We start from the raw sequence: 21,303 nt of genomic DNA, 5'->3' as shown, positions 1-21,303 counted from the left end.
TATTTAGCTAATGATTGATCGCTCACTCTTTGAAAATACAGAGACTGCCTTTGAATTAAAGTCGGACTCAGAATTAGAACGTGCCTACTTTTTATTTAAAATGATATCATCTGAACCTTTGGTTCGTATTGGTACGGCTGCAACAAACTTTGCTTTAAAAGCGCATTTGCCCGTAGAAAAGTTAATTAGAGCTACTGTCTTTGATCATTTTTGTGGTGGAGTTAATGAAGATGACTGTTTGCCAGTAATAGATAAGCTTTATACAAAAGGAGTGAGTTCGGTTTTGGATTATTCTGTAGAAGGTAAATCTGTAGAAAATCAATTTGATAATGCGCTAGCAAAAATATTGAAGATTATAAACTTCTGTGATGAACGGGAAGCAATGCCAATAGTGGTGTTTAAACCAACAGGTTTTGGTCGGTTTTTATTGTATCAGAAAAAGACAGAAGGTGTTGCTTTAACAAATGAAGAAGAGGATGAATGGGATAGAATAGTAGGAAGGTTTGATGCTGTTTGTAAATTAGCTAAGGAAAAAGATGTTGAAGTTTTAATTGATGGAGAAGAAAGTTGGATGCAAGATGCTGCAGATGATTTGGTAGAAGAAATGATGCGTCGCTATAATAAAGATGTTGCTGTAGTTTATAATACTTTACAGTTGTATCGCTGGGATCGTTTAGATTATTTAAAGCAATTGCATGAACGTGCTAAAGCAGACGGTTTTAAAATTGGAATGAAGATTGTTAGAGGGGCATATATGGAGAAGGAGCGCGAACGTGCTTTGGATAAAGGGTATGATTCTCCAATTTGTGAAAATAAAAAAGCGACTGACGATAATTTTGATGAAACCTTAAATTATATACTTCAAAATTTAAAAGATATATCAGTTTTTATCGGTACACATAATGAATTAAGTTGCTACTTAGCTATGGATCTTATGAAAACTCATAACATCTCTAAAGAAGATAATAGGATATGGTTTGGGCAGTTATATGGTATGAGTGATCATATTAGTTTTAATTTAGCGGCTCAAGGTTATAATGTAGCAAAGTATATTCCGTTTGGACCGGTAAAAGATGTGATGCCTTATTTAATTAGAAGGGCAGAGGAAAACACTTCAGTTTCGGGGCAAACGAGTAGAGAGTTGTCATTATTAAAAACGGAACGAAAACGACGAAAATTGTAAACTTTCGTTTTTGTTATATAAAAAAGCCACTAATTTTATTTAGTGGCTTTTTTTATATTAATATGTTTTGGTGTGATTTGTTATGACTTACCAAATTTATACCATTTTTTCTTTTTTTGAGGGTTATTTCCGTAGCCATAGCCGTAACCATAACCGCCGTATCCTTTTTTGCCTAAGCTAACACTATTTAATAGCATTGTCATATTTGGCAATCTTTTTTCTTTGTATAATGGTAGTGCAACATGTTGAAGTAAGCGTTTGTCTATATTATCCGCACTTACAACATAGATAAACATGTCCGCTAAATGTGAAATTAGTAGTGTGTCACTAACAATACCTACAGCAGAAGTGTCTGCAATGATGTAATCATACTTAGTGTCAAAATAGTTAAATAGCTCTTCTACTCTTTCATTCATTAATAATTCAGATGGGTTAGGAGGAATTGTTCCAGATGAAATAATATCTAAGAGTGGATTGTCCTCGTGTTTTATGACAATATCCTTAGGCTTTAAAGATGTATCTGCAATGTAATCTGAAAGCCCTTGTTTTGACTGATCTTTGATGTTAAGATACTCAAGTAATTTAGGAACTCTAATGTCTGTTTCTATAAGGAGTACAGATTTGCCAGAAAAAGCAATTGATGCCGCAAGGTTTGAACTTGTGTGCGATTTTCCTTCTTGCGGAACAGTAGAGGTGATAAATAATTTTTTAGAGCGACCTTTTATGTTTCTTAGCATAAAATCGATATTAGACTTTACAATTCTAAAAGCTTCTGCCTTTGGTGAATAATCAATTTTCTTTACTAATTTTTGTTTCTTAGAACTTTTTGGTATGTCACCTAAATAAGGAATGTTTAAAGTATCTACTAAATCTTCTTTTTTATAGATTTTTGTATTGAGTAAATCTGATATATAGATAAAGGCAATAGGAATACCTAGACCAAATAATAATGATGCAATGTATATGATCATTCTATTTGGTGCTACTGGTTTGTGTGAAGAATAAGCACTATCAATAATCTTTGCATTAGGAGTGTACATTCCTAACCTTATTGCTGATTCTTCTCGTTTTTCTAATAAATAAAGGTATAGAGACTCTTTAATGTCTTGTTGTCTTTTAATATCTCTAAACTGGCGCGCTTTTTTAGGTGCAGCTGAAAGTCTACCTTGTATTCGAGCATTGTCTCTGCTTAGGTTGTTAAGAGTAAGTAAGGATGTTTGTTTTATGTTCTTTACTGAATTGAGAAGGTTAGATTTTAAGGATTGGATCTGGTTATTCAGTTGAATAACAACAGGGTTCTTAGTTGTTGAGTTTCTTAGAATTCTATCGCGTTCTGCTACTAGCTCATTGTGCCTTTTTATAACTTGAGAGGTGTTAGAGTCGCCAATTCCTATATCGGCAGGTAGCATGTCGTTACTTTTGTTTGTGCTGTTAATTTCCTCTTCTAAAAACGATAACATTTCGATGCTATTAGCAGTTGAAGAAATTTGAGATTGTAGTTGTTGTCCTGTTTGAAGATTTAAGTCGGCTCTAGAATCTAAAGCTGTTAGTCCTTCTTTCTTTTGTAAATCTTCAGCAGTGTAATCTACTTTTTCTAATTCTTTAGAAACTTGCTTTAGTCTATTGTTTATAAAGTCAGAAGTCGCTTTAACAACAGATTCTTTGTCTAAGAGTACATCATTGTTGTACTCATCTATGATTTGATTTAAAATGTCAACAGCTTTATAGGAATTACTTTCGTTAAGGTCTAATTTTATGACGCTAGAGCCTTTGTCTGTTGATACTTTTATTTTTCGTTGATAGCTGTTTACGATTTTGCTAACAGAGGTTATTGATATTTTTAAATTACTTCCAATAATAGGGGCGTGGTCTCCAATATTTGGTATGAGTACCATACCTCCAAAGCTCGTTTTTATTTTTTCACCAAAAGTGTATGGAACGCCTGTTTGTTCGTCCCTGTCAATTAAAGATTTGCCTTCCTTTTTAAATGCTAAAAACTGAGTTGGAGATTTTATCTTAATGTATAAGGTTGTGTCTACTTTATGTATGATAGAATCACTTGCGAAAAAACTTAGTTTTACTGGTGGGTTTTTATAAATTTCACGTTCTTTTATGTTGCCCTCTGCGAAACATCTAATATTAAGATCTAAAGCCTTTACAACATTAGATATTAGGGTTCTAGACTGAATAGTTTCAATTTCATCTTTAATCTTATCTGTACCTTCCGAGAATAACCCGCCACTAGTCATTTCTCCAATAGAAGGAAGTTTTTTAGATTGCTTTTCGTCTCTTATTTTAATAGTTGCATTAGCATTGTATTCATAAGTGGTGTAACGCAAATAAGTATAACCTAGAAATAGAGCAACGACACTACAGAAAAGCAGAATTTTCCAATTAGATAGGAATAAATCTACACTTTGTCTAATTTCATTCGGTTTTGAAACAGGGTTGGATTCCATATAATATTTTAATTGGTACTTATTTTATTAAGAATACAGCTAATATAGTTGTTAATGTGCCTATTGCAGAGATTAATACTCCATTGTTTTGGTTGTAAGTAGACGATCTAATTTTAGCATTATTTGGTTCAACATAAATGACATCATTTTGTTGCAAATAGTATAAATGAGAATTTACGGTGTTTATGGATGTTAAATCAATTTCAGCAAATTTCTTTTTACCGTCTATTTCTCTAATTAGTCTTACATTCTTTCGTTTACCAAATATAGTTAAATCATTTGCATAACCAAGAGCTTCTAAGAGTGTCACTCTTTCATCTTGCATTGTAAATGTTCCAGGATTAGAAACTTCACCAATAATTGTGATTGTAAAATTCGCTAATCTTACATTAACGATAGGGTTGTTTACCATGCTCTTAATACGCTCAACTAATAATGCTGTTAAATCTGTACGTGTTAAACCTTCCACTTTTATGGTGCCTAATACGGGAAATTCTATATTACCATTGTGATCTACTAAGTATGTTTGCTGTTGTGTCACTCCTTGGGCACTTCTTAAATCACTTATATTGTTAGATACGGTAGGTAAATTAAAAGGTCTAACGGTATCAGGATCTAATGCTGAAACGTTAATTGTTAAGATATCGTCTGGTTTATAAATTAACTGAGTTGCTTCTGAGGCAATTAGTCCTTCTTCTAGTGGTTTATCTTGAAAGTATACAATATCTTTTCTAGACGCACATGATGTAGCGTTAATAATCGCTAATATCGAAATAATAAGGATACGTGTTTTCATTTGAGTTAATTTATGGGTTTAGTAAAAATGGGATTATTTTTTTTTATCTAATACTTCGAAAGTAGAGTTGTTAGAGATGTATTCAGGTATTAAAAACTTTATTGAAGAAACGATTTCTAACGGTTGGGTTAAAGAGTTCATCTTAGTAAGCTTATTAATTTGGTTTTCAGCTGTTATAATGTCAACGTGTCTTGATTTAGCTATCATTATTTTGTCGTGATATGTTTTTTTTGTGTTTTCACCGTCAGCTAAAAGTTCTTCGTATATTTTTTCACCAGGTCTTAAACCTGTTATTTTGATATCTATATCTTCAGGGTATCTTAATCCTGAAAGGATAATCATGTTAGTAGCTAAATTAAATATCTTGATAGGTTCTCCCATGTCAAAAACAAAAATCTCGCCACCATTACCCATAGCTGCTGCTTCTAATACAAGCTGACATGCTTCTGGTATAGTCATAAAATAACGTGTAATATCTTTATGAGTTACTGTTAGAGGTCCTCCTTTTTCAATTTGTTTTTTAAATAACGGAATTACAGATCCGTTAGATCCTAAAACGTTTCCAAACCTTGTAGTTATAAACTTTGTGTGTCCTTTTCCTTTAAGGCAGGTTACATAAAGCTCTGCAATTCGTTTAGTTGCTCCCATGACATTTGTAGGGTTTACTGCTTTGTCAGTAGAGATTAAAACAAACTTATCTACACTGTGTTTTACAGAGATGTCTGCAACGTTTTTAGTACCTCCAATATTAACACTAACTGCTTCAAAAGGATTGTTTTCCATTAAAGGCACGTGTTTGTACGCTGCGGCGTGAAAGACAATTTTAGGCTTATATTGATTAAAAATTTGATCTATTCTGGTTCTGTTTCGCACATCTGCTACAACAGCATCAATGTTTTCTAAACCTTGTTGTCTGAATTCTTGTTGAATATCGTAAAGTGCGGATTCTGCATTGTCAACAAGGATTAACTTTTTATAATTATATAAGCTAACTTTTCTGCAAATTTCACTTCCAATAGATCCGGCCGCACCAGTAATTAAAATTACTTTATTATCGTACTGTTCTTCTAAATCTGGGTTTTTAATACTGATTGGGTCTCTTCCAAGAAGATCTTCAATTTTAACTTCTTTAATTTGTCCAACACTTAAGTCGCCATCAATCCAGCTTTGAACAGGAGGTACAATTTTAACTTTAAGTCCGAGCGAAAAAAGATTACTAGTAATTTGAAGTAGTCTTGTAGGGTCTATATTTTGAATTGAAATGATTACATCTTCAACATCATTCTTTTTAATAAAATTCTCGTCAATAGAATCAATGTTGTAAACTTTTAATAGGTTTATTTTTTTTCCAATTTTTCTTTCATCATCATCAACAAAACCAACGACTTCAACACCATTTTTAGTGTCGTTTTGAATAGCATCATAGGTTAGCATGCCGGAATTACCAGCTCCAAAAATTAAAACATTAGAAATAGATTGAAAGTCTTGAGTGATATGGTTATAAAGAGACTTTATAAACAATTTAGCTCCAATTAAGAATAATATGTTAAGTAATAAGTGGATATAGATGATTGAGCCAGAGATGTCAAAAAGGCTACCCTCACTCATAAACTTTCTACTCGCAAAAGTACAGCAGATAAGTATGGTTGCTAAAATGTTAGCACCGATTATAATGTTGACAATATCTTTAAATCCTGTAAATCGAACTACGCCTTTGTATGTGCCAACAGCCACCAGACTAATTGTAGCTGCAACAATGACATATGGAATTTGCATTAAAAGGGTAGAGAAGTCAAACTCTATAATGAAATTATACCTGATAAGGTATGCCATAAAAAATGTAGCAACTATTATTGATATATCAAATAACAGCACTAGCCATTTTGAGGCATATTTCTTAGATATTTTATTTAGATATTTAACTATCATGATACAAAATACGTATTTATAGCAGAAACTACTCTATTTAATTCAATATCAGTTAAATTTGATCCGCTAGGTAAACATAAGCCTTTTTCGAATAATTCATCAGAAACTCCATTAAGATAGCTAGGTGCATCTTTAAAAACGGGTTGTTGGTGCATTGGTTTCCATAAAGGTCTAGATTCTATGTTTTCCTTTTCTAAAGCGAGTCTTAAACCTTCTCGTGTGCTTTCAGAATCTAACAGAATACAAGATAGCCAACGGTTAGAAAAATAACCTTCAGGTTCGTTTAAAAATGTGATTTTAGTATTGTTTTTAAAAGCATTTACGTAAAATTCGTGATTTGAACGACGCTTAGCTACGTGACTGTCTAAAATAGTCATTTGACCACGGCCAATGCCAGCAACGATATTAGACATTCTATAATTGTAGCCTATTTGAGAGTGTAAATAATGTGGAGCATTATCTCTTGCTTGTGTGGCTAAGAAAACAGCTTGCTCTTTCTGTTTTTGCGTTTTTGTAACTAAAGCACCACCTCCAGAGGTTGTTATAATTTTGTTACCATTAAAGGATAGTATTGAAAAATCACCAAAAGTGCCACAATTTTTACCTTTGTAAGTACTTCCTAATGATTCAGCGCTGTCTTCTACAACAGGAATGTTATATTTTAATGCGATATTGTTAATCTCGTCTACTTTATAAGGCATTCCGTATAAATGCACAGCAACAATTGCTTTTGGTTTATTTCCTTTTGCAATTCTATCTTTTATTGCGATATCTAATTGAATAGGGCACATGTTCCATGTTTCCCTTTCGCTATCTACAAAAACAGGGGTAGCTCCTTGATATACAATAGGGTTAGCAGAAGCTGAAAATGTTTTGCTTTGGCATATTACCTCATCTCCATGGCCAACACCTAATAAAATAAGGCTTAAGTGAAGGGCAGACGTACCTGATGCTAAAGCTGCAACATGAATATCTTCATTGAGATAAGATTGTAAGTCGTTTTCAAAGCCGTTAACATTTGGTCCTAAAGGTGCTACCCAATTAGAGTCAAAAGCTTCTTTTATGTAAGATTGTTCATTACCACTCATGTGCGGTGATGAGAGCCATATTTTAGTATTCATAGGTTAATTCTTTAAGTTAGTTTAGTACCTAAAGTTGTTAATTAGAGGTATTTGGGACCTAAAATTAATTAGTATTTATGGTGCTAATATAAGTCCTAATAGTTTAAACCAAGAAACAAAAATATAAATTTACGATAAACTGCTAAATTTACACGATATATAAGGTTTATCTGATTTTTAAAGGTATAAAAATCAGATAAAAAACACTCTAAAACTCTAATTTCATCGTTTGATTAGTGTTTGAGATTAAAATTAGGTTTGTGTCTCGTATACTATCTTAATAAGCTTAAAAATCATAAGCTTATTCAGTGTTAGTACGAGTTTTAAAATCAATAATGAAAAGAGAGGCTTGTGTATAAGAATGAATTATTACGATCTATATTTAGGAAAAAAATCTGTTTCATCTTTTTGTTGAGATAATTCGTCGTAAATATCTTGATTAACAATGTATTTCCATACTTTAAAAGTTTTAAAATCCTTAGAAAAAGAAGCTTTAAATTCAAATAAAGAGTCATGTTCACTTCCTAGTCCACCACCAAGATTAAAAACCTTAAAACCTTGCTCTGTAGCTTGTAGTCGCATTTCATCTAAGAATAATTTTGAAGGTTTTAGTCTTAGGTGTTCTGTGCGTGTACCAGACAAGTGGTATTGTACAATTTGTTTTGTTTTTACAAACATTGAACCTGCCACAAAAGTGTTAGATTCTAGGTGTCTAACTAAAAGGATATCGGTATCAAAATCGCTAATTTCCATGAAGTTAAGAAAGTACTCTTTGCTAAAAAAGTAGTTTTTTTTAGCATTTAGACGTTTCATGTTTTCGTAATAGATATCTACAAACTCAAGGATTTCTTCTTTAGTTTCCGCTTTAACAACTTCACATTGTTTTCTTAGTTTGTTTATTTGGTTTTTATTAGATTTTCCATAAGCCATACGCGACTGTTCTATTGGTAATGACACATCAATATTTACAACGTCACCTAAGCTTACGGTATCTCCTAAATTTTCTAATATCCTATCTTGTTGAATGTAAGGGTGTAATCTGCTAAAAACAGACACGATGTTATTAGAATCTAAGTAAGCATTAAAAGTTGTTTTAAAATCATTAAAGTCATACATGTTTACGTCTACATTGCAAAGTGGGCCTGCATAACCATAAACAGATGTAAGATCGGAATATATTGTATTAGGGATTTTACGGAGTAAAATAGGTAAGGCTATTGTAGCTTTGTCTTTTGTATAGGTTAATAAAATAGGGGTTTCGTCTTCGTTTTTAGAAATGTTATGGTAGTCGTATGTGTGGTAAAAATCATAGTTTTCTATTTGTTCTAAAATAGCATTCCACTCTTTTTTGTTTGTGATTTCTTTCATCATTAAATCTTTAGCTTTATGATTGAAGTTATTGGTCTTGTGTTGTTTTTGTTCCTGTAAACATAGGCATGTCTAGTGTTTCAGAATTATTGATGTCACTTTTCTTTATGACCTTATAGAAGGTAAGCCATAAGATTTTTAAATCTAGTAAAAAGGATAGATGATCAACGTAATAAACATCATATTCAAATTTTTGTTCCCAGGTAATTGTGTTTCTTCCATTAATTTGAGCCCAACCTGTAATACCTGGCATTACGTCGTGTCTTCTGTTTTGTTCTTTATTATAGTGTTTTAGATACTCTGGCAAAAGTGGGCGAGGACCTATTAGACTCATATCTCCTTTTAGTATATTAAGTAATTGAGGGATTTCGTCTAGTGAGTATTTTCTACAAATATCACCAGTTTTAGTAACACGTTCTAATGCTGGTAATAGTTCTCCATTAGCATCTGTTTTATCGGTCATGGTTTTTAGCTTGATAATTGTAAAAATTTCACCATGCTTTCCTGTTCTTCTTTGGTAAAAGAAAGGCTTTCCGTTGTTTGAGATACTTAAGATAATTATAAGTATTATAAAAAGTGGTGAAATTAGAATTAGCCCAATTAAAGCTGCTGTAAAATCTAATAAACGTTTAATAATTACAGTGTACATATTTCTTATTTTTCTATCTGTTATAATTCCCAAAACAATGCAAATAAACTGTTTTTATTTTTGATTTTGGTGTTGCTCTTAATTTTTTAATGATTAAAATTGCTACAAATAGTTTTACATTTTATAAATATCAAAATTAAGAATTTTTATTACTTTACTAGAGAGCAATGATATATTAGGATTTACCATGTGAAGTTTGCTATAGGTTTAGCTCAAATTTAAAATTTATGATAGCTAAAACGGAGATCTGATATAAAAAAATAAAGTTATAGGTTGTTTTTTATAAAGTAGTACTCTGGGAATTTAAGAAAAATGATTGTGTAATTTAGGTAGGTAAGTTAATAAAGCGGGACGTTTATTATAGGGTTTATTGTCTTTTCATCTAGTTTTGTTGCTGATATTAAGATTAACCTATAACTTAGATTTTTAGATTAGAGATATACGATATTTAAATGTCTTTTCTCGAGATTATTTTTAATCTTGATACTAATATATGATAATATGAATTTTAAAGAGTTAATACCTGTATATCGGAAGCAACCATCAACATCATACAAATATAAATTTACGGTATTCACACCTGTTTATAATTGCGAAAATTCAATAAAGAAAGTTCATGATTCGTTACTTAAACAAACATTTAAAGATTTTGAATGGCTTGTAATAAATGATGCTTCATCAGATGAATCACACGAAGTTATTTCTAAAATAGTTGAAACATCTCCTTTAAATATAAATTATGTAAATAATATAGAGAACAAGCATAAGATGAGTTGTTTCATTCAGTCCATAAAATTAGCTAAAGGCGAATTTTTATTGACATTTGATGGTGATGATGAATGTTATCCAAATGCGCTTGAATTTTTTAATAACGAGTATGAAGAAATTCCAGATGAATTAAAACCAAAAGTGGCAGCTGTAACAGCTTTGTGTGAAGATCAGTATGGAGCACGTGTTGGTGATTTATTTCCAGAAGACCCTTTTTATTGTAACACATTTGAGGCTCGTATTGCTGGTAAAATAATTGGTGAAAAATGGGGCTTTACAAAAACAGATGTATTAAGGAGTATTATTGTGAATCCAAGGATGCTTAATTATGGTTTTGTACCTGAAAGTATGATATGGGATCCTGTAGCGAGTAATGGTTTCTTAACTAAATGTGTAAATAAAATTCTTAGAATTTATCATGTAGGAGTAGAGGGGTCTATTATGAATACACCAATGACGGCAAGAAGTGCATTTGGTACTGTTCTTAAAGGTTTAGCTGTATTTGATTGGTTTTTTGATAAATATTTTTTTAAATCTCCAATATTTTTTCTTAAAACAATTTATATAACTATACGTTCAACTTTATATCTAGAATACCCCTTAAAAGATTATATAAAATCTATTGATTCTTATTTTATAAAATCAATTTTTATTCTTTTATGGCCATTTAGAAAATTAATGAAATAATTTTAAGTTTAAACTTTCCAAATATCTATTGTCTATATTAATATCTTTTTGAAGATATTGTTACAGCAAAACCTAGTACTATATTACTTAATTTTAAATTGAACAAATATTGGTTCGTGATCAGATAGTTTTAAATTAAAATTATCATGACTTAATACTTTAAATTGATTATTATAAAGAAAGTAATCTAAGCGTAATGGATACCTTCTGTGAGCATATGTTTTTCCAATTCCATTACCATTGGTTATGTAAGAATCATTGAATCCTGTTTTTAGTTTTCTATAAGGTAAGCTATATGGAGTTGCATTAAAATCTCCTGCAATAATGGTTTTTTTATTTGATTTGTTCGCGTGATCTTTAATTAAATTAGCCTGTTTTACTTGTTTTGTGATGGTGTTATTTAAGTTTTCCCAATAGTTAAAACCACTAAATCTATTAGCGATTATGTATGGTGAAATAACATAAGATTGCAGATGTGTATTATAAACTCTGATAGTGTCTTGTTGAATTTTTATATCTGCATAAATGGCATCATTTTTTGAATTAGGAAAGTCTACATACCCTTTATTAACTATTGGGTACTTGGAAAAAATGGTAAGAAGCGATTTTTCTGAATTTTCTTTGTAGCCAATAAAGCGGTAAGGGTAATCTTTTATTTTCTTACTTTCTTTATAGGAAGATTCCTGAAAAACTAAGATATCAGGACTTAAAGAGTTAATAAACTTTTCTATTTCAGTAAACGGACTTTGATTTGATTTTGAAGTGTATAGAGCTTGGCTAAAGGATCTCACATTGTAAGTTAATAGACTAATTGAGTCTTTTGTTTCTACGTTAGAAGTTTTAGAGAATTGATAAAAGAAGCTATTGAAAAGGAAAAACACGATAACCCCAATTAGGTATATGTATTTTTTTTTGAATATACCATATAGAGCTATTATGGCGTTAGCAATAAAAATTAATGGCATTGTGATGCTAAAAAAAACAGATATTATGCCAAAATCCATAAACGTACTTAAAACACCTAGTACTAAAACTAGTATAATTACAATCGGAAGTTTGTTTAGGATTTTAAGAATGAGTTTCATTAAAAAAAATTATAGCAATTTGTTATAGCTCTTTTTTAATTAAGTTGATGAGATCGTTATTAATGATGTTTACATCAAATCGTTCTTCTGCATATGTTCTGCTGTTTATTCCCATCTCCTTAATTTTAGCAGGGTTATTAATGAAAAATTCCATAGGTTCTACTAAAGCTTCAAGGCTTTGCGGTTTTATTAAAAAACCATTTACACCTTCTTTTACAGATTCTCTACAGCCAACAGAATCTGTTGTAATAATTGGGTTTCCGCATGCACAAGCTTCTAATGTGGTTCTTGGTAGGCCTTCTCTGTAATAACTTGGTAAAACAAAAACATCTCTAGCGTTTAAATGTTCTGGGATGTTATTTTGACTTCCGTGAAAGATAATAACTCCTTCTTTGTGTAGTACTTTTAGTTCGTCTTCACTAATGGCAGAAGGTGATGTTTCTGGGGCGCCTATTAAATGAAATTCGGCTTTAGGGTATTTGGCTTTTAAGATTTTAGCAGCTTCCATATAAAGTGCAATTCCTTTTTCTTTTATTAGTCTTGCTACTAAAAGAAAGCTCACGCTTTCTGATGCATCTTTTTCTTTAAATGAAAACTGTTTAAGGTTTACACCAGAGCCACTTACGAAATCAACTTTTTGTTTTTTAGAAATCACTTTTCGGTCTAAAAAAAGTTGATAATCATCTTTATTTTGAAACACTATAACCTTATTCTTTCGTATTGAAAGTTTGTATAATGTTTCATTAAAGCGTTGTAATAATCGTGCTTTTGCTGTTAAGCCTGTAAACGCATAACCCAAGCCTGTGATTAATGAAATTACAGGTGTTTTACACATATTGGCCGCCATTGAGCCATAGATTACAGGTTTTACGGTGTATGGAAAAACCAAATCTATTTTGTTCTCTTTCATTAAGGATTTTAATTCTAAAATGGATTTAAAATCCTTAAAAGGGTTAAGACCTGTACGTTGTAATTTAAACTCTAAAGGTGTTGCTCCGAGGTCTTTGATGTTTTGACGAAATTCATCAGCATAATCTGGAGCTGCGGTGAATACTTCAAATCCATCATCGACAAGGCTTTTAATAAAATCTCCTCTAAATCTAATGAGAGAACCATCATAAGAAGCTATAAGTAAAATTCTTTTTTTATTCATTTCGATTTAGTTTTGCTTCAAGAAATTAAACTTATACCATTTTTGGAAACAGTAATAAGACCACACTCTAAACGTGCTATCCTTTTTACTGTCTAAATGATCTTGAACTAATTTAGTGATTACTTCGACATTAAATATGCCTTGGGACTTTAATAATTCAGGTTCTATGTAGCTTTCTATTTCTTTTCTAAGACTTTGTCTTAACCAATCTCCTGTTGGAGATCCAAATCCGCTTTTGCTTTTTTCTAAAAACTCATCAGGAAACTGATCTCTAAAGGCTTCTTTTAAAATGTGTTTTTTGTTCCAGCCTTTCATTAAATAGTTTTCTGGTAGTGTATTAGCAAACTCCCATAATTCTTTGTTTAAGAAAGGGGCTCTACATTCTAGAGAGGTCATCATACTTGTTCTGTCTACTTTGGCTAGCATTCCGCCTTCTAGACTTAAGATTTTATCGACCAATCTAAAATCGGTTAAAGATTCAATCTTTTGTTTGCCTAAAACATCTTTATATTCTTGAAAAATATTTGAATCATAAAAATCTGGTGACATAATTTCCTCGAGCTGTGCACTTGTGTTTGCTAATGAAATGATATCCCAATAAAAATCGCCATCGTAATCAATAGCATTTAACAGTTTGTTGATTTGGAATTTTTTTCCACGTGTATCATCTTTATTAATGAGGTATTTATTGCTTAATCCGGCAATAGTTTTATGAAAACCTTTAGGGACAATGCCTGTATACCTGTTGTTCATTTTGCCAATGTAGTACTTATTGTAGCCGCCAAATACTTCGTCGCCTCCATCTCCTGTTAGGGCCACCGTAACGTGTTCTCTTGTTTTTTCTGAAAGCAAATGTGTTGGTAGCGCAGCTGTATCTGAAAAAGGCTCGTCGAAATTGACTAGAATTTCGTGAATATTGTTTTTAAGATCGTCTTCATCAATAATAAATTCGTGATGATTACTATTTACCATATCTGCAACCACTCTAGATTTATCCGTTTCATCGTAAGATGCTTTTTTAAATCCTATAGAGAAGGTGTCTATTTTTCTGTTTGTAGACTGTGCTAAGCATAGTGAAATGATAGAAGAGTCTACGCCTCCTGATAAAAAGGTACCTAAACCAACATCTGCAATAGATCTGCTATCGACACTTTTGTACACTAAATCTTTTGTTTTTGCTTTTGCATCTTCAAAAGAAATATTGATTGGCTTTGGTTTTGGTTCAGCGTTGATTTTATGAATTGTTGTATTGTGTGACGCTAAATCATATGTGATATAGTGATTGGCTTGTAATTTATATATGTTATCGTATATAGTGTGAGGAGCAGGAATGTAGGTTAATCTAAAATAAAGATTCAATCCTTTTTTTGAAATATTAGGAGTAAAATCAATAGTTTTAATAATTGACTTTAATTCAGATGCCCAAATAAATTCGTTATCTGTGTGTGTGTAATACAGCGGTTTTTCACCAAAGAAATCACGAGCAATAAATAGTTTGTTGATGTTTTTGTCATAAATGCTAAAACCATACATGCCATCTAACCATTGAAAGGATTCTACACCGTATTTTTCGTAGGCTTTTAAGATGACTTCGGTATCACTGGAAGTGTTGAATGTTACGCCATCGGCTAGTAGTTTAGCTTTTAAAACCTTATAGTTGTAGATTTCTCCATTGAAAACAATAACAATTTGCTTATCGTCTGAAAATATAGGTTGCTTACCAGAAGATAGATCTATAATAGATAATCTTCGCATGCCCATACCAACAGTGAATTGCTCATTTTCTTCAGCAAATAAACCATCTTGATCTGGTCCTCTATGAATAATTAAATTATTCATTGCGTTAAGAACCGATGTGATTTCGTCTTTGTTTCTATTGGTCTTTGCTATAATGCCGTTAATTCCACACATACTTTAATTCGTTTTATCTAATGAGCTATGTTTGTGCTATTTATTAGATCTATATATTTCTTTAAAATGGTATCTTTTTCGAAGTCTTTAATCCGACTTTTACTATTTGTTTTACACGTTTCAGTGTAAGTTTTATGATCTATAAAATAGCTAATGCCTTTAGCCATTAGGTCTGTATTCTTAATTGGTACTAAAATGCCATAATCGGTAATCATTATATCTTCTTTTACCGTTTCTAATTCCATGATTTCACTTGGTCCAGATTGGCAATTGGTACTTAATATTGGTAATCTGCATGCCATAGCTTCTAATAATACATTTGGAAACCCTTCGTGATTTGAACCAAATATAAATAAATCTGCAGATTTAAGATATTGATAAGGGTTTGGACTAAAGCCCATTAAGTAAACTTGCTCTTTTAATTCTAGTGCTTCAATAAGTTGTTCAAATTCTTCATGTAAATCGCCAACACCAAAAATGTATAATTGCAATAAAGGATTTTGAAGTTGATGAATGGCTCTTATCAACATTTCGTAATTCTTTCCAATATCTATACGGCCAAGTGTAATAATATTGAATTTTTCAGAATCAAAGAATGATAAATTTGGTTCTATGTTTTCAATTTTACTTAGGTCAATGGGATTATGAATGACCTTCATTTTTTCTGAAGGGACTTCAAAATTATCAACCAAGTCACCCGCATTTCCATAAGAATTAGAGATTACTAAATCTGATTTCTTGTATAGTGCTTTAATTAAGGTTTTGTTAAAAGACGATTGAAATCCTTTGTAGCTATATTGTAGGCTAGGGAAGGCTCTCTCATTTGTTATTACTTTAAACTTATATGTTGTTAGCTTACTGGCAAGGACATTAATAAAAGATGGTCTGGTTAAAAAGCTTAAACTATGAGTAAGTTTGAGTTGTTTTACGAGTTTGGCATATTTATATGCTAGAACAGGTATTTTTAAAGCTTTTTTTATACCGCTTTCGCTAGGATTGGATTTTTCAATATAATGAATCTTAGTATTTTTTGGAATATCGTACTTTATGGTAGGGTTCATTAAAATTAAATGAACATCTATATTGTTTTTTATACAATAAGACACAAGGTATGAGACGACGCGTTCTGCGCCACCTCCGGATAATGAATATATTAAAATACCAAGTTTCATTTATGCGTTTAGTGTTTTACAATATTTTCAAATAAGTCTTCGTACTGTTGAAGAATTACATCTTTATTGAATTTTTTATAAACAGATGCTCTAACATCTTTAGGATTCCATGTTTTAGAGTCTTTTAGTTTTTGAAGATATTCTTCTTCGTTTTCGACTAAAAAACCATTGATACCATTTTCTACAATTTCTTTTGTTCCTCCAGGAGCTTTAAATGCGATTACAGGTGTGCCAACGACACAACTTTCTAATAAGGCATTGGGAAAGCCTTCGACATAAGAACCTTGTAAAAATAAGTCGTGCTCTGTGATATAATCATTGACTTTGTTTGTAAAAGGGACGTACTTAATATTATCATATATTCCTAAAGTTTTTGCTTTTTCGAAAATTTCATCTTTAAGATTGCCTTTACCAATAATAGTATAACTAAATGGTTGATCTAATTTAGAAAGGATATTTAAAAGTCTCAGATGACCTTTTACTTCGGTTAATCGTCCTACAGTAATAAACTTTTTAATTTTAGTAGTAGGTTGTGTTTGTTTTACCTCTGGCAAATTAGAAATAGGATTGTTGATGACGTAGATGTTCTTTTTAGGAATATTGAAATTGGTAATCATATCCTTTGCCATATCTTGAGATTGGCAAATTAAGGCATCTAAATTTTTAAACCCATTAGGTAATAATCTAAAAGGCGACCATTGTCTTATTTTCTTTTCATTGCCGCGTTTACTCAATACTGTAGCTTCTCTACCTATAAATTTCGTTTTTTTGAAAAATGGAGAGAGCATGGACATTGCTGTGTTAACATGCGAAATAGAGCTTACTACTATTTGCGGTTTACGGTTTTTAATACTACCTATTATTGAAGGTAATGCAGTTAAAATTCTAGGTTTATTAAGGTAAGTAACTTCTACATTACTTACATCATAAGCTGCATCTTTTTCGAAACCAGCAATAACTAAAAGGGGGTGAAATTTTTCTTTATCTATATTTTGAGAGACAAATGAAATAACGCGTTCTGCACCACCAGCACTTAGAGAAGGAAGAATAAACATTATTTTTATTTTGGGTTGATTGCTCATTGATATTAATTGAAATCTAAATTATAGATTATTCTATTTTAATAAAGCATTAGAAATTTGCTTTGCCACTTGTTCATGTCCGTAACAAGTCCAGTGGCTATCGTGATCAAATACCCATTTTTTATCATCTTTGCTAGAGTCTAAAACGATTACATTGAAGCCAAGATTTTTACATTGTTTAATGATTTCTGTATTACTATTTGGGTGAAATACAAAGACTTTATCTTTAATGGAATAATTATCTTTTATGTAATTAATTAAATCAAATACCTCGGACTTTGATTTTAATTTATCGTTATTCTCTTCAATAGCTTCATTAACAATAGGTGCTTCTGCGTTTTCTGATTGATTATTTAGTGGAAATCGAGTATAGAAATAGTAAAGTAATTTCCAATTATATAAAATCTTTTTAAATAAAGGTGCTTTCATTTTACCGTAAACAATTGTACCATTTTTAAGATTAACTTGCGTTATATCTTGTAGGGGTTTAATGTCTCTAATGCTTTCGTAAAAATCATTATTGTTTACGTAAACTAATGTTTTTACAGGTTTTAAAGAATCTAAGTTTTTACTAATTTCCATAGCTTCAATAAGCGATACACCAGAACGACCGGCTTCCATGAAATTAAACGTTTTCATGTTTTTCTTTAAGAATGCTGATTGGTGACAATCATTAGGATTCATAAAATTTTCGATATATGAATCTCCAATAATCATGATTAGATTATCATAACTATTTGGTAATTCTCCAGGCCAACCTAATTTATTAATACTCCATTTATGATCACCACCTTTCCAGTAACCTTCTTGGTTGGGGTAATATTTTTGTATCCCATTCTCGTCAATAACTCTTTGTGGGATATCAGACATTGTGTGTGTCACTCTAACAACAATTTCTCCAACTATTAAAGCTAGAAGAAAAAATATTATTATATTTTTTAAGAATTTCTTCATGATTTAGAATTGAAAGTAGATAAATTGTTGTTCTTCTCCCGTAAAAGCAAACATTAATATAATTAGTAGCAGATAAAACCCCCAACGTATAGGTCTGTTTATAAAATCTACTTTTTCAATAGCATATTCTCCACTTCTTCCTAGCCATTCTGTAATGATAAAAAAGAATACTAAACCTAAAATTGTACTCGGGAAAATTTCTACCCAAGAAAATAGAGATTCTGAAAAGATACCTTTTAAATAAGAAAATGCATGTGTAACGTTATCTGCTCTAAAAAACACCCAAGCTATTAACGTCAATAAAAAGGTAAATCCCATCTGACCAAGCTCTTTTATGCTAGGTAAATATTTTCCTTCAGCAACTAAATTTGTGTTAACTCTATTTTTATTAGCTAGCAATAACGGTAAAAAGTATATAGCGTTTAGAGCTCCCCAGATTACAAAGGTCCAATTTGCTCCATGCCAAAAACCACTAACAATGAAGATGATAAATGTATTTCTGACCTTCATACTTGTGCCTCCTCTACTTCCTCCTAATGGAATATACAAGTAATCTCTAAACCATGTAGAAAGTGATATATGCCAACGTCTCCAGAACTCTGCGATATCTCTAGAGAAGTAAGGAAACGCGAAGTTTCTTTTTAAATTAAAACCAAATAATCTTGAAATACCAATAGCAATATCAGAATATCCTGAGAAATCTCCGTAAATCTGAAATGCAAAGAAAAAAGCCCCCAGTAACAGTGTGCTTCCATTGTAATCTGTATGGTTATTAAATATTAGGTTAGCATATTTAGCACAATTATCTGCGATTACTATTTTTTTAAATAATCCCCAAAGTACTTGTCTTAAGCCATCGACCGCGTTTCTATAATCAAATTTTCGTTCAACTGAAAATTGAGGTAATAGGTTGGTCGCTCTTTCAATTGGACCAGCTACTAATTGTGGAAAAAAGCTAACGAAAGCCATAAAACCTACAAAATCTTTAGTTGGTTCTAGTTTTCTATTGTAAACATCTATAGTATAACTTAACGTTTGAAACGTATAAAAGCTAATTCCTACTGGTAATATAATGTTAAGTGTATTTATACTGAGTTCTGAGCCAAAAAACGTGAAGGAATTAATTAAGCTATCTACAAAGAAATTATAATATTTAAAAAAACCTAAGAAGCCAAGATTAACGCAGATACTAATCCAAAGTAATGTTTTTCTAGTAGTTGGTTTCTCATTTTTACCAAGTGCTATTCCTACAGAATAGTCAACTAAAGAGCTAAATAATATGAGTGACAGAAATCTCCAATCCCACCAGCCGTAAAAAACGTAACTAGCAGTTGCAACAAGAAGATTTTGGGTTTTAATATTTTTACCGCCAATGAGCCAATAAAGCCCAAAAACAATAGGTAGAAATATGAAAAATTCTATTGAATTAAAAAACATATATGGTTAAAATTTGGGTCTTCATTATAATAGGTTATAAATCCGAAATGTAAAGATGTCACAAGTGTGTAAAAGTATCAAAATTATTCTTTGAATGGACATTATATACTACTATCTGCATGAATTAGTAAAAAGAAAGATGAATTATTCGTCTATTTCTTTAAATAATATAAATTCGAGTGTTTAAAAACGGTTAGAAATATTAATTAGAGATTAAATGTAAACTAGACAACAGTATAGAGTAAGTGTTTAATCGGTTGAAAATGAGTTGTTGAAATTAAATTCAGTTGTCTATGTAATTTTTTTATTTGTTGTACTTTTTTAACTTGGCATGAGGAAATATAAAAAGCTTAATGTTTAAGCTATTTTTATGTTTTTATTATCAACAAGATATCCCATGTACACAAATAAAGCCATGAAATATGGTTGATTTATTACACTTTGCAAACTTAACATAAATATGCATAGAACTAATAGCATTGGTAGTACAAAATATCTTATATCAGGAGGGCTTTTTATAGCTTCTAAGAAATATTTACCTAACATAAATAAGAAAAATAATAAAACAAAAATCCCGGCATCTGCCCAGACACCAATAATTGTATTATGTGCGCTTTGAGAATTAGCAAAATCTACACCATTACCTAATATAGGGTTTTCAAATACATAATTAGTTATGAGTTTCATTAAGAGTTCATTTCTTCCAGAAGTATCAACCTTGTCTGTATTAAAAGTGACAATGTTTACAATGTTATCAATTTTAGCTCGCTGTTGACCAATTAAATTTAAATCTGCAGTTAATGTATTTAGATTAGCTAAAGCTAAATATACGAAAGGAAGTAATGAGAGACCTAGAATCAATCTTAATCCGCTGAAAAACTTATGGTTAAGTATCGCTAAGCAAATAATAAACACCATAAAACCTGTGTTAGAGAATGTAAGAATCAAACCGTAAACCATAATCCCTATAGTTAATAATTTAAACAGTTTAAATATCCTTTTCTTAGGGTTGTACAGCTTAAAAATTAAAACAACAGAAATTATTGCTGCTAATGCTGTATTGTTAGCATCTGCATAAACACCACCAGATCTGTCCTTATATGCATAAGTGCCTCCACGATCTAAATCAAAATTTATACTATATAAATAGATACTTAGAATTCCAGATAAAACAAATGCTAAAACAGCTATGTTACCAAAAACCTTGCGGTTTTCCGGTATACTTAAATAAACATAGAAAGCTAAAACATATATAAATGGAATAATTGCAACTAAAATATTAGCTGGATTAAAATGAATAGCACTAGCTAAAATTGCAAAAGTAAAATATAAGAGATAAAAAATAATCCATAAACGAGCAGTTTTTGATAATGGACCTTTATTTTTAATACATAAAGCAACGCCTAGTATTAATAATCCTAAATTTCCATATGCCATAACTTGAGCTATCGCCATAGATACTAATCTTGTAATAAAAACTTGTAGGTTGAAAACCGTAAGTACAAAGGGTAATAAAAAGCAAATATGAATTAGAAGACTCTTTTTCATA

Annotated in this window: 16 protein-coding genes; 2 read left to right on the top strand and 14 right to left on the bottom strand. The window is 31.0% G+C overall.

Annotated elements, in window-relative coordinates:
• Window positions 1–10: 10 nt before the first annotated feature.
• Entirely contained in the window at window positions 11–1,183 is a 1,173-nt protein-coding gene (locus KO504_RS07650) for a proline dehydrogenase family protein (RefSeq protein WP_215925739.1), read from the top strand.
• Between the two features lie 80 nt (window positions 1,184–1,263).
• Here KO504_RS07650 and KO504_RS07645 read toward each other — a convergent pair whose 3' ends face one another.
• The 6 genes from KO504_RS07645 to KO504_RS07620 all read right to left on the bottom strand — a co-directional run bounded on the left by KO504_RS07645 (window position 1,264) and on the right by KO504_RS07620 (window position 9,505).
• Window positions 1,264–3,642 (bottom strand): GumC family protein, encoded by a 2,379-nt coding sequence (locus KO504_RS07645; RefSeq protein WP_215925738.1) that lies wholly within the window; start codon window positions 3,640–3,642, stop codon window positions 1,264–1,266.
• Between the two features lie 19 nt (window positions 3,643–3,661).
• Window positions 3,662–4,438: a polysaccharide biosynthesis/export family protein gene (locus KO504_RS07640; RefSeq protein WP_215925737.1), complete on the bottom strand. Its 777-nt coding sequence runs from the start codon at window positions 4,436–4,438 to the stop codon at window positions 3,662–3,664.
• 33 nt (window positions 4,439–4,471) lie between these two features.
• Window positions 4,472–6,367 (bottom strand): polysaccharide biosynthesis protein, encoded by a 1,896-nt coding sequence (locus tag KO504_RS07635; protein ID WP_215925736.1) that lies wholly within the window; start codon window positions 6,365–6,367, stop codon window positions 4,472–4,474.
• Complete coding sequence (locus tag KO504_RS07630; protein WP_215925735.1) at window positions 6,364–7,488, bottom strand: DegT/DnrJ/EryC1/StrS family aminotransferase; 1,125 nt, start codon at window positions 7,486–7,488, stop codon at window positions 6,364–6,366. The genes KO504_RS07635 and KO504_RS07630 overlap by 4 nt, the downstream gene beginning before the upstream one ends.
• 369 nt (window positions 7,489–7,857) lie before the next feature.
• Window positions 7,858–8,859, bottom strand: a complete 1,002-nt coding sequence (locus KO504_RS07625; protein WP_215925734.1) for a peptidoglycan bridge formation glycyltransferase FemA/FemB family protein — start codon at window positions 8,857–8,859, stop codon at window positions 7,858–7,860.
• 25 nt (window positions 8,860–8,884) lie between these two features.
• Complete coding sequence (locus KO504_RS07620) at window positions 8,885–9,505, bottom strand: sugar transferase (RefSeq protein WP_215925733.1); 621 nt, start codon at window positions 9,503–9,505, stop codon at window positions 8,885–8,887.
• Between the two features lie 501 nt (window positions 9,506–10,006).
• On the opposite strand from KO504_RS07620, the gene KO504_RS07615 reads away from it, so the two are divergent.
• Window positions 10,007–10,960 (top strand): glycosyltransferase family 2 protein, encoded by a 954-nt coding sequence (locus tag KO504_RS07615; RefSeq protein ID WP_215925732.1) that lies wholly within the window; start codon window positions 10,007–10,009, stop codon window positions 10,958–10,960.
• 83 nt (window positions 10,961–11,043) lie between these two features.
• Here the strand turns inward: KO504_RS07615 and KO504_RS07610 are convergent, their stop codons facing one another.
• From KO504_RS07610 to KO504_RS07575, 8 genes are all read right to left on the bottom strand, one after another.
• Window positions 11,044–12,045 carry an endonuclease/exonuclease/phosphatase family protein gene (locus tag KO504_RS07610; protein WP_215925731.1) on the bottom strand — a complete coding sequence of 334 codons (1,002 nt, stop codon included), beginning with the start codon at window positions 12,043–12,045 and terminating at the stop codon, window positions 11,044–11,046.
• A 22-nt stretch (window positions 12,046–12,067) separates the two neighbouring features.
• Window positions 12,068–13,198 (bottom strand): glycosyltransferase family 4 protein, encoded by a 1,131-nt coding sequence (locus KO504_RS07605; RefSeq protein WP_215925730.1) that lies wholly within the window; start codon window positions 13,196–13,198, stop codon window positions 12,068–12,070.
• Window positions 13,199–13,204: 6 nt separating this feature from the next.
• A complete protein-coding gene (gene asnB, locus KO504_RS07600) occupies window positions 13,205–15,109 on the bottom strand; it encodes an asparagine synthase (glutamine-hydrolyzing) (protein ID WP_215925729.1) in 1,905 nt (634 codons plus the stop codon).
• Window positions 15,110–15,126: 17 nt separating this feature from the next.
• Window positions 15,127–16,281 carry a glycosyltransferase gene (locus KO504_RS07595; RefSeq protein ID WP_215925728.1) on the bottom strand — a complete coding sequence of 385 codons (1,155 nt, stop codon included), beginning with the start codon at window positions 16,279–16,281 and terminating at the stop codon, window positions 15,127–15,129.
• 8 nt (window positions 16,282–16,289) lie between these two features.
• The gene (locus KO504_RS07590; protein ID WP_215925727.1) at window positions 16,290–17,363 is read right to left on the bottom strand and encodes a glycosyltransferase; all 1,074 of its coding nucleotides are present in this window, start codon (window positions 17,361–17,363) and stop codon (window positions 16,290–16,292) included.
• A gap of 33 nt (window positions 17,364–17,396) precedes the next feature.
• The gene (locus tag KO504_RS07585; protein WP_215925726.1) at window positions 17,397–18,317 is read right to left on the bottom strand and encodes a hypothetical protein; all 921 of its coding nucleotides are present in this window, start codon (window positions 18,315–18,317) and stop codon (window positions 17,397–17,399) included.
• Window positions 18,318–18,320: 3 nt separating this feature from the next.
• On the bottom strand, window positions 18,321–19,754 hold the full coding sequence (locus KO504_RS07580; RefSeq protein ID WP_215925725.1) for an MBOAT family O-acyltransferase: 1,434 nt from the start codon (window positions 19,752–19,754) through the stop codon (window positions 18,321–18,323).
• Between the two features lie 357 nt (window positions 19,755–20,111).
• Entirely contained in the window at window positions 20,112–21,302 is a 1,191-nt protein-coding gene (locus KO504_RS07575) for a hypothetical protein (RefSeq protein ID WP_215925724.1), read from the bottom strand.
• Window position 21,303 lies beyond the last annotated feature (1 nt).

It is taken from the genome of Winogradskyella psychrotolerans, from assembly GCF_018860565.1.
Taxonomy (GTDB): Bacteria; Bacteroidota; Bacteroidia; order Flavobacteriales; family Flavobacteriaceae; genus Winogradskyella; species Winogradskyella damuponensis.
Note: the sequence above shows the minus strand (reverse complement) of the source record. Positions and strands in the feature narration are given on the sequence as shown.